Annotated in this window: 27 protein-coding genes; 17 read left to right on the plus strand and 10 right to left on the minus strand. The window is 33.3% G+C overall.

Features of this window, described 5'->3' with window-relative positions; all coding sequences use genetic code 11:
* Positions 1 to 158: 158 nt before the first annotated feature.
* Positions 159 to 512, minus strand: coding sequence for a DUF5615 family PIN-like protein (locus SYN6308_RS10265; protein WP_017294353.1), 354 nt, complete (start codon positions 510 to 512; stop codon positions 159 to 161).
* 2 nt (positions 513 to 514) lie between these two features.
* Positions 515 to 742, minus strand: coding sequence for a DUF433 domain-containing protein (locus SYN6308_RS10270; RefSeq protein WP_026102017.1), 228 nt, complete (start codon positions 740 to 742; stop codon positions 515 to 517).
* A gap of 89 nt (positions 743 to 831) precedes the next feature.
* Between SYN6308_RS10270 and SYN6308_RS10275 the strand changes: the two genes are divergently transcribed.
* From SYN6308_RS10275 to SYN6308_RS10315, 8 genes are all read left to right on the plus strand, one after another.
* On the plus strand, positions 832 to 1,755 hold the full coding sequence (locus SYN6308_RS10275) for a type IV pilin-like G/H family protein (RefSeq protein WP_017294355.1): 924 nt from the start codon (positions 832 to 834) through the stop codon (positions 1,753 to 1,755).
* A gap of 13 nt (positions 1,756 to 1,768) precedes the next feature.
* Entirely contained in the window at positions 1,769 to 2,182 is a 414-nt protein-coding gene (locus SYN6308_RS10280) for a hypothetical protein (protein ID WP_017294356.1), read from the plus strand.
* A gap of 64 nt (positions 2,183 to 2,246) precedes the next feature.
* The gene (locus SYN6308_RS10285) at positions 2,247 to 2,855 is read left to right on the plus strand and encodes an IS607 family transposase (RefSeq protein ID WP_017292865.1); all 609 of its coding nucleotides are present in this window, start codon (positions 2,247 to 2,249) and stop codon (positions 2,853 to 2,855) included.
* 87 nt (positions 2,856 to 2,942) lie between these two features.
* Complete coding sequence (locus tag SYN6308_RS25515; RefSeq protein ID WP_026102018.1) at positions 2,943 to 3,305, plus strand: hypothetical protein; 363 nt, start codon at positions 2,943 to 2,945, stop codon at positions 3,303 to 3,305.
* A complete protein-coding gene (locus SYN6308_RS25520; protein ID WP_026102019.1) occupies positions 3,289 to 4,164 on the plus strand; it encodes an IS200/IS605 family accessory protein TnpB-related protein in 876 nt (291 codons plus the stop codon). The genes SYN6308_RS25515 and SYN6308_RS25520 overlap by 17 nt, the downstream gene beginning before the upstream one ends.
* Positions 4,165 to 4,556: 392 nt before the next feature.
* Complete coding sequence (locus tag SYN6308_RS10305) at positions 4,557 to 4,943, plus strand: hypothetical protein (RefSeq protein WP_144051424.1); 387 nt, start codon at positions 4,557 to 4,559, stop codon at positions 4,941 to 4,943.
* 58 nt (positions 4,944 to 5,001) lie between these two features.
* Entirely contained in the window at positions 5,002 to 5,187 is a 186-nt protein-coding gene (locus SYN6308_RS10310; RefSeq protein ID WP_017294358.1) for a type II toxin-antitoxin system HicA family toxin, read from the plus strand.
* 13 nt (positions 5,188 to 5,200) lie between these two features.
* Positions 5,201 to 5,410, plus strand: coding sequence for a type II toxin-antitoxin system HicB family antitoxin (locus SYN6308_RS10315; RefSeq protein WP_017294359.1), 210 nt, complete (start codon positions 5,201 to 5,203; stop codon positions 5,408 to 5,410).
* A 137-nt stretch (positions 5,411 to 5,547) separates the two neighbouring features.
* Here the strand turns inward: SYN6308_RS10315 and SYN6308_RS24545 are convergent, their stop codons facing one another.
* Together SYN6308_RS24545 and SYN6308_RS10320 are read right to left on the minus strand one after the other, a co-directional pair.
* Positions 5,548 to 5,667, minus strand: coding sequence for a type II toxin-antitoxin system HicA family toxin (locus tag SYN6308_RS24545; RefSeq protein ID WP_144051425.1), 120 nt, complete (start codon positions 5,665 to 5,667; stop codon positions 5,548 to 5,550).
* Between the two features lie 4 nt (positions 5,668 to 5,671).
* Entirely contained in the window at positions 5,672 to 5,926 is a 255-nt protein-coding gene (locus SYN6308_RS10320) for a type II toxin-antitoxin system HicB family antitoxin (protein ID WP_017294360.1), read from the minus strand.
* 295 nt (positions 5,927 to 6,221) lie between these two features.
* Here SYN6308_RS10320 and SYN6308_RS10325 point away from each other — a divergent pair, with 295 nt between their 5' ends.
* The 3 genes from SYN6308_RS10325 to SYN6308_RS10335 all read left to right on the plus strand — a co-directional run bounded on the left by SYN6308_RS10325 (position 6,222) and on the right by SYN6308_RS10335 (position 8,219).
* A complete protein-coding gene (locus SYN6308_RS10325; RefSeq protein ID WP_017294361.1) occupies positions 6,222 to 6,452 on the plus strand; it encodes a hypothetical protein in 231 nt (76 codons plus the stop codon).
* Positions 6,453 to 6,559: 107 nt separating this feature from the next.
* Positions 6,560 to 7,600 carry a tetratricopeptide repeat protein gene (locus tag SYN6308_RS10330; protein WP_017294362.1) on the plus strand — a complete coding sequence of 347 codons (1,041 nt, stop codon included), beginning with the start codon at positions 6,560 to 6,562 and terminating at the stop codon, positions 7,598 to 7,600.
* Positions 7,551 to 8,219, plus strand: coding sequence for a tetratricopeptide repeat protein (locus tag SYN6308_RS10335; protein WP_017294363.1), 669 nt, complete (start codon positions 7,551 to 7,553; stop codon positions 8,217 to 8,219). Before SYN6308_RS10330 ends, SYN6308_RS10335 begins: the two co-directional genes overlap by 50 nt.
* A 285-nt stretch (positions 8,220 to 8,504) precedes the next feature.
* Here the strand turns inward: SYN6308_RS10335 and SYN6308_RS10340 are convergent, their stop codons facing one another.
* Positions 8,505 to 8,759, minus strand: a complete 255-nt coding sequence (locus SYN6308_RS10340; RefSeq protein ID WP_017294364.1) for a ParE family toxin-like protein — start codon at positions 8,757 to 8,759, stop codon at positions 8,505 to 8,507.
* Complete coding sequence (locus tag SYN6308_RS10345) at positions 8,759 to 8,956, minus strand: hypothetical protein (protein ID WP_040466859.1); 198 nt, start codon at positions 8,954 to 8,956, stop codon at positions 8,759 to 8,761. Before SYN6308_RS10345 ends, SYN6308_RS10340 begins: the two co-directional genes overlap by 1 nt.
* A 312-nt stretch (positions 8,957 to 9,268) precedes the next feature.
* Between SYN6308_RS10345 and SYN6308_RS10355 the strand changes: the two genes are divergently transcribed.
* Complete coding sequence (locus tag SYN6308_RS10355; protein WP_017294367.1) at positions 9,269 to 12,190, plus strand: CBS domain-containing protein; 2,922 nt, start codon at positions 9,269 to 9,271, stop codon at positions 12,188 to 12,190.
* A gap of 89 nt (positions 12,191 to 12,279) precedes the next feature.
* A complete protein-coding gene (locus SYN6308_RS10360; RefSeq protein WP_017294368.1) occupies positions 12,280 to 15,744 on the plus strand; it encodes a CHAT domain-containing tetratricopeptide repeat protein in 3,465 nt (1,154 codons plus the stop codon).
* 31 nt (positions 15,745 to 15,775) lie between these two features.
* Here the strand turns inward: SYN6308_RS10360 and SYN6308_RS23900 are convergent, their stop codons facing one another.
* The 4 genes from SYN6308_RS23900 to SYN6308_RS10380 form a co-directional block, all read right to left on the minus strand.
* Positions 15,776 to 15,952 carry a metallothionein gene (locus SYN6308_RS23900; protein ID WP_071590984.1) on the minus strand — a complete coding sequence of 59 codons (177 nt, stop codon included), beginning with the start codon at positions 15,950 to 15,952 and terminating at the stop codon, positions 15,776 to 15,778.
* 211 nt (positions 15,953 to 16,163) lie between these two features.
* Positions 16,164 to 17,396: an FGGY-family carbohydrate kinase gene (locus SYN6308_RS10365; protein ID WP_017294370.1), complete on the minus strand. Its 1,233-nt coding sequence runs from the start codon at positions 17,394 to 17,396 to the stop codon at positions 16,164 to 16,166.
* 343 nt (positions 17,397 to 17,739) lie between these two features.
* Entirely contained in the window at positions 17,740 to 19,182 is a 1,443-nt protein-coding gene (locus SYN6308_RS10375) for a BCD family MFS transporter (RefSeq protein WP_017294372.1), read from the minus strand.
* Positions 19,183 to 19,345: 163 nt separating this feature from the next.
* Positions 19,346 to 19,978, minus strand: coding sequence for a methyltransferase family protein (locus SYN6308_RS10380; RefSeq protein ID WP_017294373.1), 633 nt, complete (start codon positions 19,976 to 19,978; stop codon positions 19,346 to 19,348).
* Between the two features lie 329 nt (positions 19,979 to 20,307).
* Here SYN6308_RS10380 and SYN6308_RS10385 point away from each other — a divergent pair, with 329 nt between their 5' ends.
* The 4 genes from SYN6308_RS10385 to SYN6308_RS10400 all read left to right on the plus strand — a co-directional run bounded on the left by SYN6308_RS10385 (position 20,308) and on the right by SYN6308_RS10400 (position 26,292).
* Positions 20,308 to 21,981, plus strand: a complete 1,674-nt coding sequence (locus tag SYN6308_RS10385) for an ABC1 kinase family protein (RefSeq protein WP_017294374.1) — start codon at positions 20,308 to 20,310, stop codon at positions 21,979 to 21,981.
* A gap of 144 nt (positions 21,982 to 22,125) precedes the next feature.
* Complete coding sequence (locus tag SYN6308_RS10390; RefSeq protein WP_017294375.1) at positions 22,126 to 24,609, plus strand: SpoIIE family protein phosphatase; 2,484 nt, start codon at positions 22,126 to 22,128, stop codon at positions 24,607 to 24,609.
* A gap of 126 nt (positions 24,610 to 24,735) precedes the next feature.
* Positions 24,736 to 25,356 (plus strand): precorrin-8X methylmutase, encoded by a 621-nt coding sequence (locus SYN6308_RS10395; RefSeq protein ID WP_017294376.1) that lies wholly within the window; start codon positions 24,736 to 24,738, stop codon positions 25,354 to 25,356.
* A 36-nt stretch (positions 25,357 to 25,392) separates the two neighbouring features.
* The gene (locus SYN6308_RS10400; protein WP_017294377.1) at positions 25,393 to 26,292 is read left to right on the plus strand and encodes a TIGR04168 family protein; all 900 of its coding nucleotides are present in this window, start codon (positions 25,393 to 25,395) and stop codon (positions 26,290 to 26,292) included.
* Positions 26,293 to 26,535: the final 243 nt, after the last annotated feature.

The following is a 26,535-nucleotide window of genomic DNA, read 5'->3' on the forward strand; positions in this document are numbered from 1 at the left end:
TTCCCATTCAAGGCTTTAAATTTATTAACTTTGAGATATTTATTTGGGTGGAAAAACCAGAAAAGAGGAGAAATGGGGAAGAAGAAATGTTTGATTCGGATTATTAATTTGACAATTTAATTGGCATTTGTAAGTTAATTCACACCCCCCGAATATGATTAGGTTCTAATTCTTATTTTATTTTCTTCAACAATCCACAAAGTGTTATTGATAGTTTCTTGTCGTAATGAAGGGATGATTTTAGCAAAAATCGAGAGTAAATATAATTTATCTTGACGGGAAGCCCTTAAGACAATAATGCCGGAGTAATTTTGAGGAGGATAAGCCCTAATATCAGCAAAATCCAAATCTAATGTCACTAAAATTCTATTTTCTTGCTGACAAACTTCAATAATATTTTCATCGGGTTTTCCACAAAGATTTTCTTCTTTAACTGTTTCGGCATTATATCCTTGCGATCGTAACAATTCGGCAAATTCTATGGGTAAATTTTCGTCTATTTTAAACTTCATGATTATGCCGCTAATAAAATAACACGCTCACGGGCTAATTCCGCCGCATAAGCAAGGGTTGCGAAAATGTCTTCTTGAGACAAGGAAGGATAACTTTTGAGAATTTCTGGTACGGTAACACCTACCGCTAAATTATCTAAAATAACTGATACCATAATGCGTGTTCCTTTAATACAGGCTTTCCCATGACAAACATTTTTGTCAATCACAATTCGTTCTTGCCAATTCATTGTTTTAATAATTACTGAATAAGTATTTATTTTATCAAACATTGTAAAAGACTTTTGTTAATAAACTATGTTACTAGACTAATTTTAATATGAATTATAACTTATTTACTTCATCAGCAATTGCTTTAAGTTTATTTTTAAACTTTTCGATCGCATCTCAAGCACAATCAAGCTCAAAAAGAAATCAAATACACTTAGCGAGGGAAATTGAAGCTATAAGTGCTCTTAGTTCGATTCTTCGCTATCAACAAGTATATCATTATGAAAAAAACAGATTTATTACAACGATCAGAGATTTAGAAATAAATTCAGGAATTAGTGTAGGACAAATGATAACATTATCTGGATATAATGTAAAAATCGAAAAAGCTGATCGCAATCAAGTTATTATTATTGTTAAGGCAACGAGAGAAGGACTCCATAGTTTTGCAGGGTTCGTCAAATATAACTCTGATCAGCAATACAAAGTGATAAGTTGTCGCACAAATTCACCCTCTTATTATATTTCTCCCCCCATAGATGCAGAAACTTGTGGAAATAGTTCAAATCCTCTATACTCTTATGTCCCTACTCAAACCCTCTCAAGCTCCACTTGCAAAAATACCCTCAATCAAGTGAGAAATGAAATGATCCAAAAAGGAGTAAAAGAAGTCTCTATTGCGACTTATATAGGTGGCGGTTATGATCCGAGAAATCTTACTAACCGAGAAGATAGTTTAGGATTGAGTTTAAGTGCCTCTACTGGAGAGGGAAATAACTATAACGCCGAATTCTCTATAAATACTCAAAACCGTATTTTGAATATTTTAAATTCCCGTGGTTTAATTAATTATTGGGCGAATATGATTATGAGAGATTGTAGCAATATAGCAGTCGTAACATTTTGCATTCCTCAAGCAGATTGTGTTGCTTCTTTTGCCGCTTCTCCAGAAGGTAAAGCCATATATCGGAAACCCGCTTCTAATTGCGATAATTATGACAGAATTTCTTGGTATGAAGAATGTTACAATTAATAAATCAAAAATTATGAACAGAATCAACAAGTTAGTATCAATAACATCAGCAATTATTTGCTCAGGAATTACTACTATCACATCTCAATTACCAGCAGTCGCTGGTGACGTGTCTCCCCTTTGTGAAAATCTCAACATGGGAACCCAAATTCTCATCAGCACTAAAGAGTTTAATGCTGCTATTTGCGATAAATACTATATAGAACCCCAAAGTGGTTGTCCAATGCCGTTAGAGTATTTTTATGTAGGTCAATCCCGTAAAACAGGGGAGTCGATCGTTTTACCCGCTAGTGATGTTTCAACGTCAAATCCTTTTATGAGGATCTATAAAGCACAAAATGGTAATTATACTTATCAAATAGCCAGTTCTGGAGCTTATGGGGGTAATTCTTGGACTTCTTTATCTGTTTTTAACAAGGGTTATTGAACAGCCCTTGAAAAATTAGACAATATTAGATAAACTTGGAAATAATAATTGATTTTTAGGCTTAATGTCCAATTTTTTATCGATAAAATCGGCATCTGATTTATTGGGAGTATCCACAAAGACTTTGCGTAGGTGGGAAAAAGAGGGGAAAATAACCTCTACTCGTACAGAAGGTGGACATAGACGATATGATATTTCTACTTTACTCAAAAATAAATCGGATAATTCCTTAACAATTGGTTATGCCAGAGTTTCTAGTTATGACCAAAAAGATGACTTAAATCGTCAAATAATAGTATTAGAATCTTATTCTTCTAGTCATGGTTGGGATTTTGAAATAATCCAAGATTTAGGCTCAGGTATGAACTATAAAAAGAAAGGATTAATTAGGTTAATTAAATTAATTTGTTCTTATCAAGTTGACCGATTAATTATTACTCATAAAGATAGATTATTACGATTTGGTTCTGATTTAATCTTTTCTTTATGTGAAATATTTGGCACAGAAGTTATAATTATTAACAGAAGTGAAGATTCTAGTTTTGAGGAAGATTTAGCCAAAGATGTACTAGAAATAATTACAGTATTCTCAGCAAGATTATATGGTAGTAGAAGTCATAAAAACAAACAAATCGTAGAACAATTAAAAGAGGTAGCAAAAAATCTTGAGTAAAATAACTTATCAAACCTTAATCAGTCAAGAAGTCGCAGAATTTTGCGATTTAATAGGAGGTTTTTTTGGCAAAATTGAAAGAGATTTATGCAAAGATTTAGAAAAAGGAAAAAACTCAATGATTTAAAGAAGAGTTATCAAATAAAGTATGGGATAAATGCACGTCAATTTAACTCTATTCATATAATCTTAAAAGGTAAAATAGCTAGTCGAAAAGAGTGTTATAAAAGCCAAATAAAACAAACAGAATTAAAGATTAAAGGTTTACAAAAAATCATTGACAGTGAAAAGAAAAAATTAGCTAAATTACCATTATCTTGTGGTAGAAATCAAAAATCAATCAGAAGTAAACTAAGATTTACCATTCATCAAAAACAAAGAAAATTAGCAATATTGAAAGATAGATTAGTTACTTTAAAAAGAAAAACCATCTATGATATTCGGGGGTAAAAAACTATGGTATGCTCAATTTAATTTAAAGGAGAATGGTTATTCTAGTCACCAAGAATGGTTAAAAGACTGGCAAAAATGTCGTAGTTCACAATTTACTTTAGTGGGTTCAAAAGATGAAAAGAATGGTAATCAAAATTGTCAATTATTAGCTAATGGTACTTTAAAAATAAGAGTACCATCTTGTTATGAGTCCATTTTTGGGAAGTATTATCTAATCGAAAATGTCAAATTTAGTTATGGACAAAGTGATGTAAATTATGCTCTAAATAATCAACAAGCATTAACTTTTAGATTTGTTAAAAAAGATGAAAAATGGTATGTATTTTGTAGTTTTGATTTGCCAGAAACTCCCACTATCTCTTGTAATAAAAATGGAATGTTAGGAATAGACTTAAACCCTAATATAATAGGTTGGAGTTATGTTGATCATGATGGAAATTTAAAAGCAAAAGGACAAATTAAAATCAATGTTCGAGATAAAAATACTAATCAAACAAAAGCAATTATCGGCGATGCTGTGAAAAAATTAGTCAAATTAGCCTATCAATATGAGTGTCCAATTAGTGTGGAAAATTTAGATTTTGAGCGAAAAAAAGCAACAATGAAGGAAGAGGGAGTTAAATATTCTCGAATGTTATCAAACTTTGCTTATAGTTGTTTTTTAGATATGTTAAATAGTTGTGCTTTTAAACATGGAATTGAAGTAATAAAAGTTAATCCTGCCTTTTCAAGTTTAATGGGATTGACAAAATTTATGAGACTTTATGGTTTGTCGAGCGATACAGCAGCAGGGTTAGTATTAGCAAGACGGGCATTAAGAAAAAAGAGGGTATTCCAACCAGTTACGCCCGATTAGTTCAAGTTGATTCTAGTCGGCACGTCTGGAGTTTTTGGAATGCCCTGTCGAAGAAGCTAAAGGGTGTAAAACGACATAGCTTCTTCAATAGTGTCTCTAACAGAGAAGTAGAGGTCAAGCTATTAGATGAGTTACATAGTGACAGGTTTAATGGCAAGTCGCAAGACACTTTTATTACAAGGCGAGATTCCTTGTCACGAGTCGTTAACAATTCTGTTCGGTTAACGCAAAAATGGTAGATTTGGGGTCATTTTTTCATGATGTCCAAGTTTGTCCAACTTTTTAGGAGCGGTAAGAGAACTTATCACCGTAAAGTTAATAGTTATTACGGATATTATGACTGTTAAAAATAAGTCAATTTGTGGTTATTTTAAGATAGATAATTGTTAATTATGATGAATAAACAAAAATTAATCACTTTTTTAGTCATTTTTTCTAGTTCCTTTATTTGTAATCCTGTTTTAGCTCAATATCCTTTTAATTGGCGTAATCATCTTGGCAAGGGAACTCATTATATTTGTACCAGAAGTGGTACTGGTGTAGTAACTATAAGAAAAGGACCAAGTGTTAATCATCCCAGAGGATTAGAACAAGTAGGTTCTGGAGGCAATACGATAGTTCAGATGTTTGCCAAAACAAATTACACTTTACCCGTTGGCTTTGATTTGTTTGATGTCTTTGGGACTTCTCGTGGTTCAGATAATTCTATGTGGACTAATATAGGTATGAACCAATGGACAGGATATGTGCGTTCTGATTTTATTTGTAAAAGAAGGTGATCAATTTTGACAAAAAACACTCATTTCGTTCACCTATATTGAAACAATTTTCTCAATAATGAAAGTAAAAGAAATTATCAAAATCATAGAAAAAGATGGTTGGTATTTAATTAGAACAAAAGGTAGTCATCGACAATATAAACACGATCTTAAAAGAGGATTGGTTACAATATCGGGTAAGTTATCTGATTATTTAGCACCAGGTACAGCTAATAGCATTTTGAAACAAGCACAAATAAAATAGAGGAGTTGATTTTATGCGTTATGCGATCGTAATTGAAAAAGCACCATCTAATTATTCGGCTTATTGTCCTGATTTGCCCGGATGTGTTGCCACAGGTGATACCATTGAGGAGCTTAAAAACGAAATGACGGAGGCGATCACCTTTCACTTGGAAGGATTGCGAGAAGAAGGTTTACCGATACCTTTACCATTATCTCTAACGGATTATATCGAAGCTAGTTAATAAGTATCTAAATAAAAGTCATGGCTTTTTGACACAAAATTATTATTTTCTATGTTATCAGAAAAAGAGTTCGATCGAGCAGCACAGCCTTTGACGATCGAGCTTTGTGGAGTGGAGAGGTTCGATCGAAAGTATTATTATAGGATATGAGATAAATATAGTGGATTGTACCACTTACGGTGAGAACCTGCACCTTTTCTGGGAATTTCCTCACATCCCATCTGTTTTAATTTTTTGACAACTTCTTTATATTTCATTAACTTATGCCGAAATAGGAATTAAGGTTTCCGTCCAAATAATAGTCGGTTCTATGATAGGGTGTAGGAAGGAAGGTAACGGTTTATTTAATTCTTGATAGGCTTCAATTAGTGCCGACAAAGCATCGGAAACATTAGGAATCACATCATCTAATGTATCGGCTTCGGTAATTAAATTGGGCAATAAAGGGCAAGTTACAGTATAACCGCCTTCAGGTTGTGGTTCTAAGATTAGGGGCAATTTGTATATATTTTTCATGTTCTTGAATTAAGCATTTAAACTCAATTCTATCACTTGTTCGCTGTTCCATTACTTCAGGAAGAACTCTAATGAAATTTTCCAAAACATGATTCTATTTTCTTAGTTCCTAGGAAAAATTAATGGTATATATTACCTCATTCAACTTTAATCCGATCTTTTCCGAACTTATCCGATCTTTTGCTTAATAAATTGTAATAAAACTCCCGATCAAATCCGATCTTTTACTCTTGAAACTACTAAATTTATTTGGTTCACTTAAAGGTAGTAACTAAAAAAATAGGCTTAGAAATTTATGATTAGTGTAAAAGTGGTATCTAAAAGTACTGGTAAACCCGTTAGCGGAAAGAGAGTTCAGTTAGGGTTTGAAGGCAACTGGCTTCCGGGTGGAATGTCAAGTGATGAACGAACAAATTCTGAGGGAGAAGCTCATTTTGATAATGATCCGGGGAAGGGAATAGTATATGTCGATGGTAGTAATGTTCATAAAGGAGATTTAAGAGGTCGAGTTGTTGTTTATATCTAAATAATTACAGCAAAAATCAAGTGAATAATCATTAATTATAGCTTTAATTTCATAGATATTGTTTGGTTATTTGATCTGAAAATAATAAAGTAAATTCTTAATAAATTATGTCTAATAATGATAATTTAGGACAACAAATAATATCTTTTTTGCAAACCTTATGGCAACAAACTATAAGTTTATATCGGAATCTTTTTTGGAGTTCTTCTCAGTGGTTACAGTATGCAGAAAAACAGAGTAGTTTAGGGGATATTCAATGGGCTTTTTTTGCTTGTGACCAAGCTCTGAAAAAGGATTCTCACAATTATTCTGCGTGGTGTAAAAAAGGTTATTTGTTCTATCAACAGCAAGAATATGAGCAGACTTTGATTAATTTTAATCAGGCTTTGCAAATTGAACCTAGTTTATATCAAATAAACCATGAAAAAGGGAAAATTTTAAATTATCTTCAGCGTTATGATGAGGCAATTTCTGCTTATGATGAGGCACTTAAATTTAAACAAGATTTAGATGTGCTTTGGATTGAAAAAGGAGATTTATTGGTTATTAAGCAAGATATAAAAGGGGCTTTTAATTGTTATCAATCGGCTCAAAAATTAAATGCTAATAATCCTCAAATTCAACAAAAAATTGATTCAGTTTTCGGTCAATTACAACTATTAGCGGATCAGTTTTTTAATCAAGGTAATCGTCTTTTTGAAGGGGGTAATTTTCAAGATGCTCTCGTTAGGTACAATGAGGCGATCGAACATCGAGAGGATTTTGTCGAGGCATGGTATCAAAAAGGTAATTGTCTGGCAAAACTTAATGCTGAGGAAGATGCGATCGAATCCTATAACCAAAGTTTGAAGCTAAACCCTAATTTCAGTCTTGGTTGGGTAGGAAAAGGAGATATTTTTGCTAGTAAAGGGCGTTTTCAAGAAGCCCTCGACTGCTATGAGAAGGCTTTAAGTCTCAATTCTGGCAATAATAAAATTTCTGAGAAAATCGAATCGATGTCGGGAGAGTTACAAAAACTGGAAACCGAAGGGGAAAATTTACTTCAACAAGCCATTAATTTAACTAATTCACAACAATATCAGGAGGCAATGAAAATATATGATCAGGCTCTCGAACTTATCAGCAAGAATCTGGTTTCACCGTGCTAAAACTTTAGGCTCGATCGCACAGGAAACAGAAGTAGCATTAGACGCTATTTCCTATTATGAGGATGCAATCAAGTCCCTTGCTCAATCGTTTTCCTTTAGCCAACCTCAAGATGAACATTATCAAGAATTACAATCGTTACGACAATCTTTTCCAGAAGGTTTAGCTTCTAAATATTATGTTAGAGGGATTTGCTTAAAATTTTTAAATAAAAATGAGGAAGCTCTTATTTATTTTAATAAGGCGATAAGACAAAAAGCTGATTATGTGGATGCGTGGTTTGAACGTGGTATTGTACTGATAAATTTAGACAAAAATGACGAAGCTTTTACTTCTTTTAATAAAGTCCTAGAATTGAATCCTCAACACGTTAAGTCTTTAATAATTAAATCTTTTATCTTAAGAGACGATAAAAAGTACGAAGAAGCTCTTAACTTACTTGATCGAGCTATTGATGTCGAACCAAATAATGCTGAAGCATGGAAAGAGAGAGGACGGATTTTAATAAGTTTAGACAAAAATGACGAAGCTCTTACTTCTTTTAGTCGGGCGATCGAATGTGATCCTAATGATGCTGAAGCATGCCGTTTGAGGTCAATATTGTTAGAAATGCAAGAATAATTGAGTTAAGTTGGATTGTCATTGCGAGGTACGAAGCAATCTCTTAAAATAAACTTGTCTATTTTATTAAATCCTCATTCCTTAGCCAGAAATAGTTTGTAGTAATAATTTTAGCCTGTAGCCGTAGATTAGTAAGGTAAAAAACCTAACTTTCAAATATATATTGATTCGATCGAGCAACGCCTCCCTTGGCGATCGATTTGTTGGGTTGCATTTCATTTAACCCAACCTACATTTTTTGGGGGGGTTCGATCGAGTTTTGTGGGGGGGTTCGATCGTTTTTATTTATTTACCGATTAATCTATCATACTCACCATGAGTACCAATCCAAAACCATAAAATTCCATTTTTAACCTCAATTCCTAATGCACGATAAGCTTTACCTACTCTTACTGACCAATATTTATTAACTTTCTTAAAATGTAAAGAAGGATGACTGGGATTAGTTTTTAATAATTCATAAGAAACATCTGCTAGCTGTTGTATATCTTTAGGTAGCTGATTATAAAATAACCAGAATTTGCGATTAGTATAGTGCATTAAATTTCTTGATAATCTCCAGCTTCAAATTCAGCGAGTGCTTCTTGAGCTAAAGCATCAAGTTTACCATCTATAATATCTTGTTCTAATTGTTGATCCCATTGTTGATAATCTAAATCTAATAACCAATTTCGTAACTTACTAAAATCTTGTTCAGAAAGATTTAAAATTGCTTTTTCAATTTGTTCAATAGTCATAATGATCAAATAATTGTAAAAATTCATTCACATCATAACATTTCTAAAGATAAAAAATATAGTCTGTGCGGGCGCGCAGCGTGCCTTTGGCATCGCGCTTTTTACTTCTTCTATGTCCTTTCGACAAATCATTCTTTTAGGGCATGACATTTGTTGAGTTTTAGATTTGTAAAGGTTGCATTTCATTTAACCCAACCTACATTTTTAGGGGGGTTCGATCGAGCATAAATTGTCTTTAAAGATGATCGATCGTACATAAAAATATGAGTAAGATAAGCTAGGACACGTTTAACTTATATGATTAATTAAAAAATGGACTTAATTTTATGTCATCAAACCGCCGATTTTGATGCCCTAGGTGCAGCCGTTGGCTTAACCAAGCTACATCAGGGAGCAAAAATTGTCTTAACAGGAGGCGCTCATCCTTCCGTGAGGAGATTTCTCGCTTTACATCGAGACGAATTTGATTTAATTGAGTTTCGTAGTGTCAATCCTCAAAAAATCAGACGTTTATTTATTGTGGATACTCACCAGTTCGATCGACTAGGAAAAGCGGTAGAATGGTTACAGTTAGAGCATTTAGAGTCTGTTACTATCTACGATCACCATGAAGAAAATCATCCTGAAAAAAATGGCACTATTAAGGCCACTACCATAAAGCATATAAAAAAAGTGGCCAGTTGTGCCAGTTTAATTTGTGAATTTTTGCAACAAAACGGAATCACTCTGAATAAGATGGAAGCTACCGTAATGGCATTAGGGATACACGTTGACACTGGTTCACTTACATTTGAGCAAACCACCCCCCAAGATGCCTCAGCTTTGGCATGGTTAATGAATCAAGGGGTTAATATGCGTACTTTAGCAGAATATGTCGAGCCTAGTTTATCATCTCAATTACAAGAATTGTTGCCAAAGGTATTAAAAGATTTGCAAACCGAGACGATTAACGGTAGTTGTGTCGCTTGGATTTTATTAGAAACCCCTAACTTTATTGCAGGATTATCTAACCTAACGGAGAGAATTAGAGACTTAATTGAAATTGATGTCTTATTATTTGGGCATTTTTATAATAAACGTAAATTTTGCCCCCCTTCCCCCAATTCTGAGGGTGACTTCTCAGAAAATAGCAATAGAGAAATAGACATACGGGGAGAAAAAAAAGTCCCCAAACTTGGGGATTTAGGGGCAAATGCTGAAAATAAAAAAGTCTCCAAACTTGGGGATTTAGGAGCAAATTCTGAAAATAAAAAAGGAAAATTAACTGTAATTGGGCGCAGTAGGTTAGAATCTGTCAATTTAGGTTCTATTTTTACAGATTTTGGCGGAGGAGGTCATAGTAGTGCCGCTTCCTTTTGTTTTCGTTGTGAAAATCCTCAAGATGTTATCGATAATCTACGACATCGCATTAAACATTTAATTCCTCCTCCCCTTACCGCAACGGATTTAATGTCATCTCCTGTAAGGACAATTCGCCCTTACACTTCGATCGAAGAAGCCCAAAGAATTTTACTGCGTTATGGACATTCAGGTTTATGTGTTGTCAATCAACAAGGAGAATTGCGAGGGGTAATTTCGCGCCGTGACATTGATTTAGCTTTACATCATGGTTTTTCCCATGCGCCTGTTAAGGGTTATATGACAAAAAATGTGCAAGTTATTCACCCTGATACTTCTTTGAATGAGATTGAGGGGTTAATGGTAACTAACGACATTGGCAGACTACCTGTTATTGCGGATAATGAGTTGTTAGGTATTGTGACTCGTACTGACGTGTTAAGGTATCTTCATCAAACTAAACAATCTGTGGATGATTTTAGTCAGGAGGAAAATACCCCTTTGTTGTCTTGTCTTTCTCCTTCTTTGGCTAAACATTTACATCCTCCTATCTGGGAATTATTGCAAAAAGCGAGTAACTATGCCCAAAGTCAAGGATGGCATCTTTATCTCGTGGGGGGAGGGGTAAGAGATTTATTGTTAACTCCTGAATCGGAAACTCTTTGTTTGCAAGATATTGATTTAGTCGTAGATGGTTTTCATCGTCACGCTATTACCGAAGCTGGGGTAAAGTTAGCCCAAGCCTTACAGGGTTTTTATCCCGAAGCGCGATTAAGTATTCATGGAGAATTTCAAACGGCGGCGTTATTGTGGCATAAAGACGAAATTTTAGATTCTTTATGGGTGGATATTGCTACGGCGCGCACGGAGTTTTATCCTTATCCTGCGGCAAATCCTGAAGTGGAATCCTCCTCCATTCGTCAAGATTTATACCGCCGAGATTTTACTATCAATGCTTTGGCAATTCGTTTGACTAATCCTCATGGGGGAGAGTTATTGGATTTTTTCGGTGGTTTAGAGGATTTACGATCGAATCTGATCAGAGTTTTACATCCTAATAGCTTTATTGAAGATCCTACCAGAATTTTTCGTGCCGTGAGATTTGCGGTAAGGTTAAATTTTTCGATCGAAGCGCAAACGATGGAATATATTAGTTATGCTATCTCCTGCGGAGTGTATGAAAAAGTTTCTCTGCAAAAAACTTCTATTCCAGCTTTAACTACTCGTTTAAAAGCAGAATTAAATTATATTCTTCAAGCTAAATACTGGAAATCAGCTTTAAAATTATTAGCAGAAATTGGTGCATTAAAATGTCTTCATAATAATTGCCAGTTAACTCCTCAATTATGGTGGCAAATCCGTTATCTCGATCGTGTAACGGCGCTGCGCGATCGTGTCTTAAGATACTATAATTTAGATGAACAAAATCAAAAAGTATCCTCATGGTTACTCAGATTAGAAATTATTTTGGCATCCTTTGCAGAAGGAGTAAAAGTAGCCCAAAATTTACAACTTCCTAAAGATAGTATAGAAAGATTAAAATATTTAGCTATTAATAATGAAGAAATTAAAAATAAATTATCCTTTTCTCAAACTATTAGTGAGCAAGTAGAGTTTTTATCCAAATATTCCTCTATAACTCTGTTACTTATTGCCGTTAAAAATGATAAACAAATGAGAAAAATAATCTGGCAATATTTAATAAAATGGAGTAAAATTAAGCCAATTTTAAACGGTGAAGATTTGAAAAAGTTAGGGTATAAACCAAGTAAACAATATAAAGAAATTTTAACTAAAATACAAGGTTTATATTTAGATGGGAAAGTTACCAATATTCAAGAAGCAACAGATTTTCTCTCCCATAATTATCCTTTAGAATCTCAAGTAAATGACTAAAGTCATCACTACGAACTTATCTTATAATTGAGGATCAGATTTTCTTTTTTTCGATCGTTTCATTTATAATCTAAATAGGGTTACTATTTATGGCAAAATATCCTCTAAAAAATAAATTTTTGATCACAATTTTAACTATAGTTTCAGGGATAACTTTATCTGGTAATATCTTAGCTGAGACTGAAAGTTCGATCTCGCAGCGCCACTTTGTGATCGTGCAAAATATAGATCAAAATAATGTGATTAGTCAAACACACGAAGAAAAAGTTGCACTAATAGAGGAGTTAGGCACTGAAATAGAAGAATTATTAGCCCAAGGAGATTATCAAAATGCAATTATCCAGCTAGAAAAAGTTATCGATATTGTGAAGGGAGTATTAGGAGAAAATAATATTTATTCCGCCATTTTATACAATAATTTAGGAGATTTATACTTTACCATAGGAGATTATCCCAAAGCACAATCTTTATATCAACAGGCGTTAACTTCTCTCCAAGCTACAGAAGAAGAAGATAGTTTAAATACTGCTATTTTTACCAATAATTTAGGCAAAATATATCATAGTCAAGGTAATTATCAACAAGCAGAATCTTATTATCAACAAGCCTTAATTATCACTCAAAAAATCTCAGGAGAAAAAAATTTAACCGTTGCTACCTTATTAAATAATTTAGGAGATTTACAGCGTTTACAAGGAAATTATCCTCAAGCAAAATCTTATTATCAAAAAGCCTTAATTATTGCTGAAGAAGTCGCAGGAAAAGATAACCCAGATAGTGCCATATTTCTCAACAATTTAGCCTTATTATATTATACCCAAGGTGATTATCAAAAAGCTGAACCTCTCTATCATCAAGCATTGAAAATCAAAAAAGAAGTTTTCGGAGAAAATCACCCCGATATAGCTATTTTACTCAACAATTTAGCCGAGTTATATCGTATGCAAGGCAATTATGAAAAAGCCAAATCTTTTTATCAAGAATCATTAATTCTTTCTAAGAAAATTTTAGGAGAAAAACACCCTACAATTGCTCAATCTCTGAATAATTTTGGTTTGTTATTTTATGCTCTAGGAAATTATCAAGAGGCTGAATCTTACTATAGACAAGCCTTAGTTATTAGAAAAGAAATTTTAGGAGAAAATCACTCTGATACCGCCCAATCTCTGAATAATTTAGCTTTAATGTATCATTCCCAAGGGTATTATCAAGAGGCTGAATCTTACTATCAACAAGCCTTAATTATTTATAAAAAAGCATTAGGAGAAAATCATCCTGATACCTTAACCGCTTTGAATAACTTAGCCGAATTATATCGTTTGCAGGGAAATTATCAAGAAGCAGAAGCAATTTATTTGCAAGTTTTAACCAAGCGTAAAGACATACTAGGAGAAAATCATTCCGACATAGCTCAATCTTTAAATAACTTAGCTTTAATGTACCATGAACAAGGCAACCTTGAAAAAGCTGAACCTCTTTATGTAGAATCTTTAGCTATATATCGGAAAAATTTTGGCGAAAATAATCCCGATACGGCTACTTCTATCAATAATTTAGCAGAATTATACCGTTTACAAGGAAAGTATAAACAAGCTGAACCTTTATATCAAGAATCTTTAGCTATCAGAAAGAAGTTATTAGGAGAAAAACATTCTGATATTGGGCAATCGCTGAATAATTTAGCTTTATTATATCAATTTCAAGACGATCGAACTCAAGCGGAAAAACTATTTTTGGAGAGTTTAGCTATTTATCAAGAAACCTTGGGGGAAAAACATCCCAATATAGCTACTTTACTCAATAACTTGGGGGGATTTTATTGGAAAGAAGATAATATCAATGTTGCTTTAGACTATTTAACTCAAGGTACAAATCTCGAAGAAGAAAGACTAACTGATTTTCTGAATACGATTGGCGATGAATCTAGGAAACAAGCATATATTAACACTCTTTCAAGTTCGACTAATATCGTTATTACTTTACATCTTCAGTCGGCACAAAATAATTCTCAAGCATCCCGTTTAGCTTTAACAACCATACTGCGAAGAAAAGGGCGAGTTTTAGATGCCTTAAGCAATATAATTTTTAATCTACGTCAAAAAGAAAACCCTGAAATACAGACTCTTTTCGATAATCTGGCACAAAAAAGAAGTCAATTAGCATCTCTTTCTTTTGAAGGAATGGGCAAATTTTCTCCTGCGCAGTATCAAGAATCGATTGATAGTTTACAACAAAATATTCGTCAATTAGAAACGGATTTATCTTCCCAAAGTGCTGAATTTCGTGCAATTAATCAATCTATTACTCTCGAAAGTATCCAAAATCTTATTCCTAAAAATACTGCTTTAATTGAGTATTTAGTTTATCATCCCTATAACTTGAAAACGAGAAATTTTGAAAAACCTCATTATGTTGCCTATATTTTGCACTCTGAAGGTGCGCCTCAAGGCATTGATTTGGGTGACACAGAAACCATTGATAAACTGATTGAAAAGTTACGCCTAGATTTAGCTGATGTTGGTGATGTCGAAAGTTTGAATAATCATACTAAGGCACTGTATCAATTAATTTTTAAACCATTATTGCCTTTTCTGGATCATAAAAAAACTCTTTTAATTTCTCCTGATAGTCAACTTAATCTGATTCCTTTTGTGACGTTAAAAGATGAGGAAGGAAAGTATTTAGTAGAAGATTATTCTATTAGTTATCTTACCAGTGGCCGAGATTTGTTGCGATTAAAAACTCAGTTTCCACCGAAATCGGAGGCGGTAATTGTGGCAAATCCTACCTATGATTTAGAGATAAATACTTCTTTGGTGGCTAATGCAAATATTAGAGGTAATCATAAACGATCGATCGACTTAGATCAATTAGCTTGGTGTTGTGGAAGTTTAGAAGGCACAAAAGGGGAAGCCGAAGCGATTATTCCTTTGTTACCGAATGCTAGAGTTTATACAGAAAATCAAGCCCTAGCAGAGAATATTATCAAAGTAAAAGCCCCAAAAATTTTACATCTTGCTACCCATGGCTTCTTTTTACCTAATTTAGAGTCTTCACCAGAGCAAATTATTAATCCGTCTAGCTTAAACAATCAGCTTACCACAACCCAAAGGGAAAATCCATTATTGAGATCAGGTTTGGCTTTTGCGGGGTTTAATCCTACTAAGAATAGAATGGATGGGGCTTTAACGGCTTTGGATGCTTCCAGTTTGGATTTATGGGGTACACAATTAGTAGTGTTATCCGCTTGTCAAACGGGCATCGGGGAAGTAAAAAATGGTGAGGGTGTCTATGGTTTAAGAAGGGCTTTTGTGTTAGCAGGGGCGCAAAGTCAATTAATGAGTCTTTGGGATGTCTTCGATTTGACTACCCAAGAATTGATGACTAATTATTATCAACGATTGATGAGAGGGGAAGCTCGATCGAGCGCTTTACGTCAGGTACAATTAGAGATGTTGAATAGTGAAAATTTCAGTCATCCTGTACATTGGGCTGCATTTATCCCATTGGGTGACTGGCGTAGCCTTTATGAAGGAGTAAGGAGTAAGGAGTAAGGAGTAAATTTTCTTAATTCGGCATTCTCCATTAACCGTGACATCCACAGCCACTATGGGAGCAACCTGTTGTACCTTCTTTGTGTCCATTCGCACAAGCATCAGAACAAAAATACTGATTATCTTTTTGGATGGCACTAGCTATATCTACTATACATAAACAAGAGGGACACGCACATTTCATTTGAGTAACGGTAGCGGTAGTCATATTTGACAATCTCCTTTTTCAATTAATATCTGAACGATCGTTCAGGCTTTGTTAATTATTCTAACTCAAAATTTGAATATGCGCACATAAATTCATATTTTTTAATAATATCTCTATATTTTTTTATATTATGCAAAGCCTCAAAACCTTGATTTTTCATTCTTTAACCTAAAACCTAACACCCTTTCCGATACCTATCCTCATCAAAAGACTATGAGGCAACCCCTAATAAGGCACTACCATAGGCGGATTGGGTATGGGGTGAAACTAAAACATCTACTTTTAAGGCTTTATGACGTAAGTAACGCCAAGTTTCGTTGTTTGCACCGCCTCCTGCTGTATATACTTTTGTTAGTTTACTTGCTCCTAATTTTTGTAATAATTCATAGCCTTGCGCTTCAATATTAGTGATACCTTCTAGTAATCCTTGTAAAAATTCTCTAGGATTATCGGGGCGTGGTGTAATTTTTGGCTCAAGATAAGGATTATTAAGGGGAAATCGATCGCCCTTAGTTAATAAGGGATAATAGTTGAGGTTAGTAGGAATATCAGGATTAATTTTGAGACTCAATTCTGTTAATTGTGTGGCAGTGAAGAAGTGTTTTAAGACTGCACCACCTGTGTTGGATGCACCTCCTGTTAACCACAAATCTCCTAATCTATGGCTATAGATTCCATAACGACTATCATCAATTTTAGTGGTACTTAACAGTTTTAACACCAATGTTGAACCAAGGGAAGTTACGGCTTCTCCTGCTTGGGTTGCACCACTGGCTAAAAATGCCGATATACTATCGGTTGTTCCTGCTTTGACGATACAATCAGGGTTAATCTGATATTGTTTGCTTATCTTGCCAGATACCGTAGCAATATTTTCTGCGGGAGCTTTTATTTGCGGTAGAATATCAAAGTACGATCGATCCTTTAACCATGAGGGATAATCTAAGGTGACAACATCGTAGCCTAACTTGAGGGCATTATGATAATCGCTGATGCCGAGTTTGCCGTGTAACAAAAATGCTAACCAGTCGGCTTGATGAAGAAAATAACAAGCATCACGAAAAAAGGGTTGATGATACCACCAATGGAGTTTCGCTAAACTGGAAGTGGCACTAATTACTAGATGATTTTCGGGCGCAAATTCTCTAATTTCTGAGAGAGACTCCTTACCTCGATCGTCATTATACCAGATAGCTTCATCAAGGGGGTTGCCAGTTCGATCGCATAATACCACCGTGCTAGATGTTGCATCGAGTACGATCGACTTTAATTGTGATGCAAGATGAAAGGGAATTTGAGACAGTAATTCGTGTAAAGTCTTTTCCCAAAGATTCACGGAATGATAAGCCGGAAAAGAAGTGTTAACCGAAAGGATAACTTGACGATTTTCGTCAATAATAATCGCCCTTGCGCCCGATGTGCCAAAATCGATCCCTAAATACATAAGTAATAAATAGTTTTTTGATTGCTTATTTTAAGAAAAATATTTATAGAGGTAAATCATTCAATAATTGCTTAGTAGAATTGATCAAATAATTTTCATAAATTTGTTGTTCATATTTGATATTTATGGCATTAATAATATTTTATAAGGATTTTTTGGCGTCTTGATAACCTTGATTTTTTAACAGTTGAATTATGCTAGAACTAAAGTCAAATAAGCTGTTTAAATCTCCTAAAATAACTGTATTAAAACTATTTATTTTGAAATTCTCTGTTGCCTTTTGCCTTTTGCCTTTTGCCTACCTTCATCAAGAATTTATCATACTGAAAGTAGAAAAACCAAATTAATCTAAATCCCCTTCCATTACCATAGCGGTTGCTTCTCTAGTCGTGTTTTGAAATTCCTGTACATTAACTTTATTTAACAGCACGATCGCACCTAATGCCACAAAGCCTTCACAAACAAATACAAAACTATAGGCTAACCAAGGATTATCAAACAAAAATCTACCTATATCCAGAATCCAACCCCCCAAGGCGATGGCAATCCCCCTCGACATGGCTTGGGCTAAACCCCAAGCTCCTACAAATGTACCCGCAGTTTCGGCGGCGGTTAAGTCTAACATTAAGCTAATTGAGCCAATAGTTGTGATACCTGCGGCAACTCCAAACAACACCATCGCACCTTGTAAAATTTGAGGAGTAGTGGTTAAACCGGCAAAAATGATTAAAGTAAAGGATAGCGCCACAAGAATACAACCGATTTTTGTCGTTTTAGTTTTACCCAAACGAGGCACAACATAAAATCCTGTGATACCATAGCCAATTAAGATGCCAATACCCCAAAATGAGTTTAACATGGTTGTTTCGCCGATCGACATATTGAAAACTTCACCGCCGTAAGGCTCAAGAATTGCTTCTTGCATGAATAAACTCATTGTCACCATCACAAGAAAAGTAAAGAAAATCCCTGTTTGACGAGATGAAGTAAGAATTTTTAAAGCCCGTTTTAAACTAATACCGTCTTCTCTATCCACAAAAGATGATCTTAAACGATAACGGGAGTATTTTTTCTCCACCCCCCATGTGGCAATAATAGTTAAAATCACCACAATAATTGGCACAAATAAAAAGATAGAGTTAATTGGCGGTATCAGATTTTCTAGGGAAACCACATTATCTTCCCCTACGGCTAAATTTTTGAGAAGAATATTTCCCGTAACTCCACCGATAACTATGCCTACCATCAGCATAGACCAAATTATGCCAACTATTTTAGATCGATCGTCTTCTTCAGAAATATCCACCAGTAAAGCGGTAAAAGGCGTTGAACTTGCTCCCGTGGCAATACCTTGTACAATGAAGATTAAAGCTAAAATGACACTGACAAAAATCGTAAAAATATTCCATTGCCAACCGTTATTTTCAACAATATTGCCACCTAATAGCCATACTAATTGCACCGCTAAAAAGATACAAATTCCTGAAATGGCGATCGCAATACGCACATAACCCGTACGATGTAAACCGAATAACTTTTTACTGTCGGATAATTGCCCTAACCATACCCTTGTAGGAGCTACCAGCTGTCCTAATGCTAGAACACCTGCGGCGATCGTCGCTGGAATACCTAACTCAGAAATCATTACACGGTTTAACACCGCTAAAGTCAACACCGAAATTAAACCGATACCGAGATTAAATAACCCTAAACGTAATACTGTTAAAATACCAACTTTAGGGATTGTTTGAGGAATTTCTTGGGAAATATAGTTATCTGTAGTCATAAATCAATATTAATAAAATGTTTAAAAAAACTATAAGTGTAGCTCAAGCAATGCTCAATGATTACAACATATAATAGACATCTGGGAAAAATTAATGGGTAAAAGAAGGGTTAAAACCCTTACTACAAACTTATAGAAATAGTCGCTATGGATAACTTCTAAACTATTTTTCAGAGGAATTAATGAATAATTTAGGAAAAATTAAACCTGAAGATTGTTTATAGTTTGCAAACTCATCATAACGAGAAAGAGATTGATCTTTTTTCAGCATATTAGGCACAAAAATTAAAGTAATAAATCCTGTTAAAATCACATAAGGTAACCAGTGATTTACTAATAAAGTAAAACTTAAATAAATTAAAATTTCCCCTAAATAATTGGTATTGCGACAACGAGCAAAAAATCCTTCGGTAATTAATCCTTGATGATATTTAAGAGTATAATATTTTTGAGCATCACTACTATAATGAAGGAAAATTCCTATAATATTGATAATAACTGCTGTAGCAATTAAAATCTCTGAAGGTTGTTTATTACTACTAATCAGAATAAATGGTGCTATCCAATATAAACCAAGAATAAAAAAGAGAATAATTCCTAAAGGGAAAGAAATTTCTGTTTCCCATTGTTTATCAGGATAAATTTTGTCTTTGATTAACCATAAAATACCATAAGTTCCGTGTAATGCTAAATAAATCCACGCTCCAATATTAAAGTTATTATAAATAGTCATTACCGATAGAATAAAAATGAAAGTTAATCCTTTATGAAGATTAATCGAGTTTTTAATTTTCATATTGTTACTTTAATATTTTTTTAGAGGTTTTAATGTCATTCACATCGTCTGATAGTTTATCAATTTTATTTTCTAATCGATATATTTTTGTATTAATTTTAGTGACAGGAAACATCGATTTTATTTTCTAATCGGTTTAACAAATCAACTAGATTAACTTGTATGCTTTGAGTCATGATGATTTTTCATTTTACGATTTTGATGATTAAGAATATCTTAATCAGTTTTGAGGGAGATTGACCGAAATTCAACGCTAAAAAATATATCTATCAGGTTATAATTAGCTGTAACTATATCAAATCTTTTTATTTAAAACTTAATAACAAAACGTGAATTACTCCTTATCGGATGCTCAAAAACGTAATACCGAACCCATAAGACATTATAACCCCCAATCGATCGCAGACTATTACCGTTTTCGTCCTTGGTTGGGGATATTTCGCAGTTTAAAAATTATTCTTTATTTCGGTATTTTTATTATTCAATTAACCCTAGATAAATGGTTTCATCAAGAGCAAAAAAATAAGCAAAAAAGAGCTGAAAAACTTAGGAAAATATTAACTAAATTAGGACCAACTTTCATTAAAGTTGGACAAGCTCTTTCTACTCGTCCTGATTTAATTCGTAAAGATTTTTTAGAAGAATTAATTAAGCTACAGGATCAATTACCTTCTTTTGACAATGATACTGCTTTAGCGATAATCGAGAAGGAATTAGACTTAGAAATAACTCAGGCTTATAAAGAATTTTCTACTTATCCCATCGCCGCCGCTAGTTTAGGGCAAGTCTATAAAGCCGTTTTACACACAGGGGAGGAAGTTGCGGTAAAAGTTCAACGTCCTAATTTATTACCTGTTATCTCTTTAGATTTGTATTTAATGCGTTTAGCTTCCCGTTGGATTGCTCCATTTTTGCCGTTAAATTTAGGTCATGATTTAGGCTTAATTGTGGATGAATTTGGTACTAAATTATTTGAAGAAATTGACTATATTAATGAGGGGAGAAATGCGGAGAAATTTGCTACTAATTTTCTCGGAGATGAAGAGGTAAAAGTACCTTGTATTTACTGGCATTATACAACCCATACTGTGTTAACTTTAGAGTGGATTAATGGCATTAAATTAAATGATTTAGATGCTATTAAAAAAGCAGGTTTAGATGCGGATGAGATTATTCGTGTAGGTGTTACGTCTGGATTGCGTCAACTATTAGAACATGGGTTCTTTCATGCTGATCCTCATCCGGGTAATTTATTTGCCCTCACGGATGGTAGAATGGCTTATATTGATTTTGGCATGATGGATCAATTAACTGAAGATACTAAAGAGACGATCGCATCTTCCGTAGTACAATTAATAAATCGTGATTATGAGGCTTTAGCCAAAGATTTTGTTAATTTGGGCTTTTTGACTCCTGAAACGGATATTAACCCGATTATACCTGCCTTAGAGAAGGTTTTAGGGGATGCGGTAGGACAGAGTGTAGGCAACTTCAACTTCAAGACAATCACCGATGAATTTTCGGAATTGATGTTTGACTATCCTTTTAGAGTACCTGCGAAATTTGCGTTAATCATTCGTTCTTTGGTGACACAGGAGGGATTGGCTTTAACTCTGAATCCTAATTTTCGTATCGTGGAAGTTTCTTTCCCTTACATTTCTCGTCGTTTGTTAATGGAAGAATCCCCAGCCATGCGTAAACGTTTAATTGAAGTCTTATTTAAAGATGATAAATTTCAATGGGAACGGTTAGAAAATATGATTGCGATCGCACAGTCCGATCGACAATTTGATTTACTACCTACGGCAAGTTTAGGATTACAATTTTTAGTGTCAGAGGAGGGAGACTATTTACGCCGTCAACTGATTACGGCTTTGATTGAGGACGATCGAATCCATACAGAGGAAGTACAACGACTATGGACACTAATTCAACCAGAATTTGAACCACAAAAACTGTTTAACGTCGCCTTACAAGCCATTCGACAATTTGCCGTAAACTAATTAACAATTAACAATGAATAAAAAAGTTCAATTTATTGAACGATATAACCTTAGCCGTGTAATTCATTTCACGGCAGGTTATTGATTAACACCCCAATCTGTCAATCTCCTAACAAATTATTAATGCTAGGAATGCTAATAAATATGAGCAAAAAAATTTATCCGCGCACAAATTTACGCAATTTATTAGTATTTCCTTTTGTTTGTCAAATTTTGGCAATTTTAGCTATTATTAGTTACTTATCTTACCGTAGTGCAAAAAAAGCATTATCAGAAATAACCCTCGATTTAAGAAGTGAAATTGCCTTTAATATTGATAATTATTTAGAAGATTATTTTACCGAAGGTAATCAATTAAATCAGATTAATAGAAATGCTATTATTCTTAATCCTTTATTGTTTGAAAATTTAGATTTATTAGGACGTTATTTTGTTTCTCAATATCAATGGACAAGTAATATTGATAAAATTGCTTTTGCTGATGCCAAACAAGGCAATTATATCGAAGTTTTAAAAACACCCTCTGGAGATTTTGAGTTAACTATTTTAGAGAGAAATAAGTCTAAGGATTTGTTAACTTATCAGCTGAATTCTCAAGGAGAAATTACTAAACTTTTACGCAAAGAACATAATTATAACTTTGATTCTCGTCAACTTTTTTGGTATCAAAATACCCTTAAAAATAATCAATCACAATGGCATGAAATTTATAAAGATTATGTTAATCAAGAATTACTTGCCTTTGTTAGTAAAACAGTTTATGATAATAATAATAACTTTTTAGGTGTATTAACTAATCAGCAAAATTTAATCGATATTAGTGAGTTTTTAAGAGATATAAAAATCGGTAAAACTGGTTTAGCTTTTATACTCGATCGAAACGGAATATTAATGGCAGATTCTTTAAATAAACATCTCAATAATAAATTTGAAGATACTGATTTATTAACTTCTGGCACAAATAATAAAAATCAATATATTTACAGAATAACTAATTTTTTACAGTCAAATAATGTTCTTTCTCAAAGTAATAAAAAACCGATAAATTTTGAATTAAATATTAATAATAATAAACTGTTAACTAAAGTTATTAATATTAATAATAATTCTGGTATTAATTGGTTTGTGGTATTAGTAATTCCCGAATCAGATTTTATGATTTTTATTCGAGAAAACACCCGATTAACCATTACCTTATCTTTTATTGCTCTAATTTTTGCTATTTCTAGCGGTTTAATTACCTCTAAATTTTTGATTCAACCTATTATTAAATTAAAGATTGCTTCTCAAAAAATTTCCGAAGGAGAATTTAATCAAAAAGTACCATTACAAGGTATCGAAGAATTAGATAGTTTAGCAATGTCTTTTAATAATATGAGTCAAATGTTAGAGGCATTTTTTGATCATTTGAATAAATCCCTTCAAGATGTTTCTAATCTTAAATATGCCATCGATCAATCTGCTATTGTTACTTTAACAGACCCTAATGGTAAAATTATTCATAGTAACGAAAAATTAACAGAAATTTCGGGTTATTCCTCAGAAGAATTAATAGGACAAAAAACCAGTAAATTTAAGTCAGGTTATCATGATAAAAAATTTTATAAATCTATGTGGTTAACCATTTCTAAATGTCAGGTATGGCGAGGAGAAATTAAAAATAAAGGCAAAGATAATCATTATTATTGGGTTGACACTACGATCGTACCTTTAACCGATGAAAAAGGACACATTTTACAATATTTATCCATCCAAACAGAGATTACAGAAAGGAAAATTTTAGAGAAAAATTTAGAAAAAATAGTAGATATTAGAACGCAAGAATTAGCCAATGCGAATGAAGAAATTAATTTATTAAATCAGCGTTTATGTTCAGAAAATATTTTATTGAGTGACAAACTTAAAATACTCCATGAGATGCAAGAATTAATCTTACCAAAAAATGAAGAATTAAAACAAATTAAGTGTTTAGATATAGTTGCTTATATGCAACCCATGGACGAATTAGGTGGAGATTATTATGACGTTTTAGAATATGATGATGTTATTACTATTGGCATTGGAGATGTAACGGGGCATGGTTTAGAAAGTGGGATGTTAATGTTAATGACTCAAGCCGCCATTTGTACTTTAAAACAGAGAGGTGAAACCAATCCAGTCGAATTTTTAAATACTTTAAATAAAGCCATTTATCATAATATTCAAAGAATGAAATCCGCAAAAAATCTTTCTTTAGCTATTCTTAATTATGCTGATAATCAACTGAGAATTAGTGGGCAACATGAGGAGGTTATTTTCGTACGAAAAGGGGGTAAAATAGAATTAATTGATACGATCGATCTAGGCTTACCCATTGGTTTAGACTATGATATAACCGAGTTTATTGATCATAAATTGATTACCCTTAATCAAGGAGATGGTATTGTTCTTTATACTGATGGTATTACCGAAGCTAGAAACGTTGATAAAATGCAATATGGCATCGAAAGACTATGTAATGTGGTAAGTCAAAATTGGCATTTAGACATAGAAAGTATTAAAGATATTATTATTGATGACGTGAAAAAATTTATCGGTTTAAATAAAATTAGTGATGATATTACTCTGCTTTTATTGAAACAAAAATAATTAAGCGTTGCCTCATAGTCTTTTGAGGAGGATAGGTTTTAGGTATTAGGTAAAGTAAAAAAAACAAAATTTTGATCTTATATACAAATAAAATATAAGTGGGTTTTAAAAGAATTAATAAACAAAATGGAATGGAATTTTTTAACAGCACAAAATTTAGCAATAATAGATAAGGAAATAAAAAATAATCATTTTTCCTCCGCAGAATATGAGATTATTCGGCGTATTATTTGCACCACAGGAGACTTAAATTATTATTATTTAGTGAATTTTTCTCCCCATGTTTTTCAATCAGCCGTTAAAGCCTTAAATGATCGAGTACCGATAATTGTCGATACAGCTACAATTCAAGCAGGAATTTTTTATTCTTTACAACAAACATTTCTCAATCCCGTCTATTGTTTAGAGAATATTTCTATCCCCGTTTCCTTGCGTCAAAAAAAATCATGGCTTTTACAACATCTAGGCATTCGTCATCATTCCCCTATCTATATTATCGGACAAAGTTCAGGAGTTTTGATTTCTTTGTTAGATTTAGTCGAATCTTACTCTATCCAACCCAGTTTGATTATTGCCACTCCTTCGGGATTTATTCGTAAGGAAATCACTAATAATCGACTCAAAGAATCTTCTGTACCACATATTCGCATTGATAGTTCCAAGGGTGGTACAGATCAGGCGATCGCCATTTTTAATGGTTTAATTGATTTAGCATGGATTGGAAAGCAATTAAGAATTAATAATTAAGAATTAAGAATTAATAAACCACTATTCACTATTGAAATGAGGAAAACAATCATAAAAATAGCCGTTATTGGAGATATTCACGAAAATTGGAACAAATATGACTCTTTTGCCTTAGAATTTTTAGAAGTGGACTTAGCTTTATTTGTGGGAGATTTTGGTAACGAATCCCTCAAAGTTGTGGGAGATATTGCCAGTTTAACCATTCCCAAAGCAGTTATTCTAGGCAATCATGACGCATGGTTTACCGCTACCCATTGGGGAAGAAAAAAATGTCCCTACGATCGAACCTTAGAGGATAGAGTACAAAAACAGTTAGACTTATTAGGCATAACTCATGTTGGTTATGGCAGTCTTGATTTTCCTTCTTTACAATTATCGGTGGTTGGTAGTCGTCCTTTCACATGGGGAGGTTCAAAATGGAAATACCCCGACTTTTATCAACAACGCTACGCAGTGAACAATTTTGAGGAATCAACGGCGAAAATTGTGGAAGCCGTGAAACAAACCTCCTTTGATCATATCATCTTCATCGGTCATAATGGACCTTTTGGCTTGGGAAGTAATCCTGAAGATACCTGCGGTAGAGACTGGAAACCCCTTGGCGGTGATTTTGGTGATCCCGATTTTCAGAGTGCGATCGAAATTAGTCGTAACTTAAACAAAAAAGTTTCCTTAGTTACCTTTGGACATATGCACCATACCTTGAGACACACCAAAGAAAGATTAAGGACGATCGTCAATCAAGATCATTATGATACTATATATTTGAACAGTGCATCAACTCCCCGTATTCAAGAAATCAATGGGGAAAAGATACACAAATTTTCTTTGGTAACTTTAGAGGAAGAAAAAGTAACAAATATTTCTCTAATTTCTTTCCATGAAAAAACGAATATTATCGAAGAAAGAATACTTTTTACCTACATTTTTCATTGAGATTAAATAATGACAAGAGGCTTTTTATCTATGAAGAAAACCTTAACCATAATCCATATTTTGACTTTAATACTCGGTATTATTTTTCGTGTAACTAACATAGGATGGTTTTTGATAATATTATTCATTCCAGAAGTTATTTATCGAGTATGTTATTTCATTTTTTTACAACTTTTTATTAATTCATCAGATTTTAACAAGAGTTTTAACTTAATAATGTATATAGTTTCTATCTCTAGTTAT

The sequence above is a fragment of the Geminocystis herdmanii PCC 6308 genome (assembly GCF_000332235.1).
Lineage (GTDB): Bacteria > Cyanobacteriota > Cyanobacteriia > Cyanobacteriales > Cyanobacteriaceae > Geminocystis > Geminocystis herdmanii.

Bases quoted from the DNA above. Each gene is read 5' to 3' on its own strand.
- SYN6308_RS25520 (WP_026102019.1), top strand. From the start codon at position 3,289: ATGATATTCGGGGGTAAAAAACTATGGTATGCTCAATTTAATTTAAAG.
- SYN6308_RS10275 (WP_017294355.1), top strand. From the start codon at position 832: ATGAATTATAACTTATTTACTTCATCAGCAATTGCTTTAAGTTTATTT.
- SYN6308_RS10330 (WP_017294362.1), top strand. From the start codon at position 6,560: ATGTCTAATAATGATAATTTAGGACAACAAATAATATCTTTTTTGCAA.
- SYN6308_RS10265 (WP_017294353.1), bottom strand. From the start codon at position 512: ATGAAGTTTAAAATAGACGAAAATTTACCCATAGAATTTGCCGAATTG.
- SYN6308_RS25515 (WP_026102018.1), top strand. From the start codon at position 2,943: ATGCAAAGATTTAGAAAAAGGAAAAAACTCAATGATTTAAAGAAGAGT.
- SYN6308_RS10340 (WP_017294364.1), bottom strand. From the start codon at position 8,759: ATGCACTATACTAATCGCAAATTCTGGTTATTTTATAATCAGCTACCT.
- SYN6308_RS10380 (WP_017294373.1), bottom strand. From the start codon at position 19,978: ATGAAAATTAAAAACTCGATTAATCTTCATAAAGGATTAACTTTCATT.
- SYN6308_RS10375 (WP_017294372.1), bottom strand. From the start codon at position 19,182: ATGACTACAGATAACTATATTTCCCAAGAAATTCCTCAAACAATCCCT.
- SYN6308_RS10280 (WP_017294356.1), top strand. From the start codon at position 1,769: ATGAACAGAATCAACAAGTTAGTATCAATAACATCAGCAATTATTTGC.
- SYN6308_RS23900 (WP_071590984.1), bottom strand. From the start codon at position 15,952: ATGACTACCGCTACCGTTACTCAAATGAAATGTGCGTGTCCCTCTTGT.
- SYN6308_RS10395 (WP_017294376.1), top strand. From the start codon at position 24,736: ATGGAATGGAATTTTTTAACAGCACAAAATTTAGCAATAATAGATAAG.
- SYN6308_RS10285 (WP_017292865.1), top strand. From the start codon at position 2,247: ATGTCCAATTTTTTATCGATAAAATCGGCATCTGATTTATTGGGAGTA.
- SYN6308_RS10390 (WP_017294375.1), top strand. From the start codon at position 22,126: ATGAGCAAAAAAATTTATCCGCGCACAAATTTACGCAATTTATTAGTA.
- SYN6308_RS24545 (WP_144051425.1), bottom strand. From the start codon at position 5,667: ATGAAATATAAAGAAGTTGTCAAAAAATTAAAACAGATGGGATGTGAG.
- SYN6308_RS10325 (WP_017294361.1), top strand. From the start codon at position 6,222: ATGATTAGTGTAAAAGTGGTATCTAAAAGTACTGGTAAACCCGTTAGC.
- SYN6308_RS10315 (WP_017294359.1), top strand. From the start codon at position 5,201: ATGCGTTATGCGATCGTAATTGAAAAAGCACCATCTAATTATTCGGCT.
- SYN6308_RS10400 (WP_017294377.1), top strand. From the start codon at position 25,393: ATGAGGAAAACAATCATAAAAATAGCCGTTATTGGAGATATTCACGAA.
- SYN6308_RS10345 (WP_040466859.1), bottom strand. From the start codon at position 8,956: ATGACTATTGAACAAATTGAAAAAGCAATTTTAAATCTTTCTGAACAA.
- SYN6308_RS10335 (WP_017294363.1), top strand. From the start codon at position 7,551: ATGATCAGGCTCTCGAACTTATCAGCAAGAATCTGGTTTCACCGTGCT.
- SYN6308_RS10355 (WP_017294367.1), top strand. From the start codon at position 9,269: ATGGACTTAATTTTATGTCATCAAACCGCCGATTTTGATGCCCTAGGT.
- SYN6308_RS10320 (WP_017294360.1), bottom strand. From the start codon at position 5,926: ATGAAAAATATATACAAATTGCCCCTAATCTTAGAACCACAACCTGAA.
- SYN6308_RS10305 (WP_144051424.1), top strand. From the start codon at position 4,557: ATGATGAATAAACAAAAATTAATCACTTTTTTAGTCATTTTTTCTAGT.
- SYN6308_RS10310 (WP_017294358.1), top strand. From the start codon at position 5,002: ATGAAAGTAAAAGAAATTATCAAAATCATAGAAAAAGATGGTTGGTAT.
- SYN6308_RS10360 (WP_017294368.1), top strand. From the start codon at position 12,280: ATGGCAAAATATCCTCTAAAAAATAAATTTTTGATCACAATTTTAACT.
- SYN6308_RS10270 (WP_026102017.1), bottom strand. From the start codon at position 742: ATGAATTGGCAAGAACGAATTGTGATTGACAAAAATGTTTGTCATGGG.
- SYN6308_RS10365 (WP_017294370.1), bottom strand. From the start codon at position 17,396: ATGTATTTAGGGATCGATTTTGGCACATCGGGCGCAAGGGCGATTATT.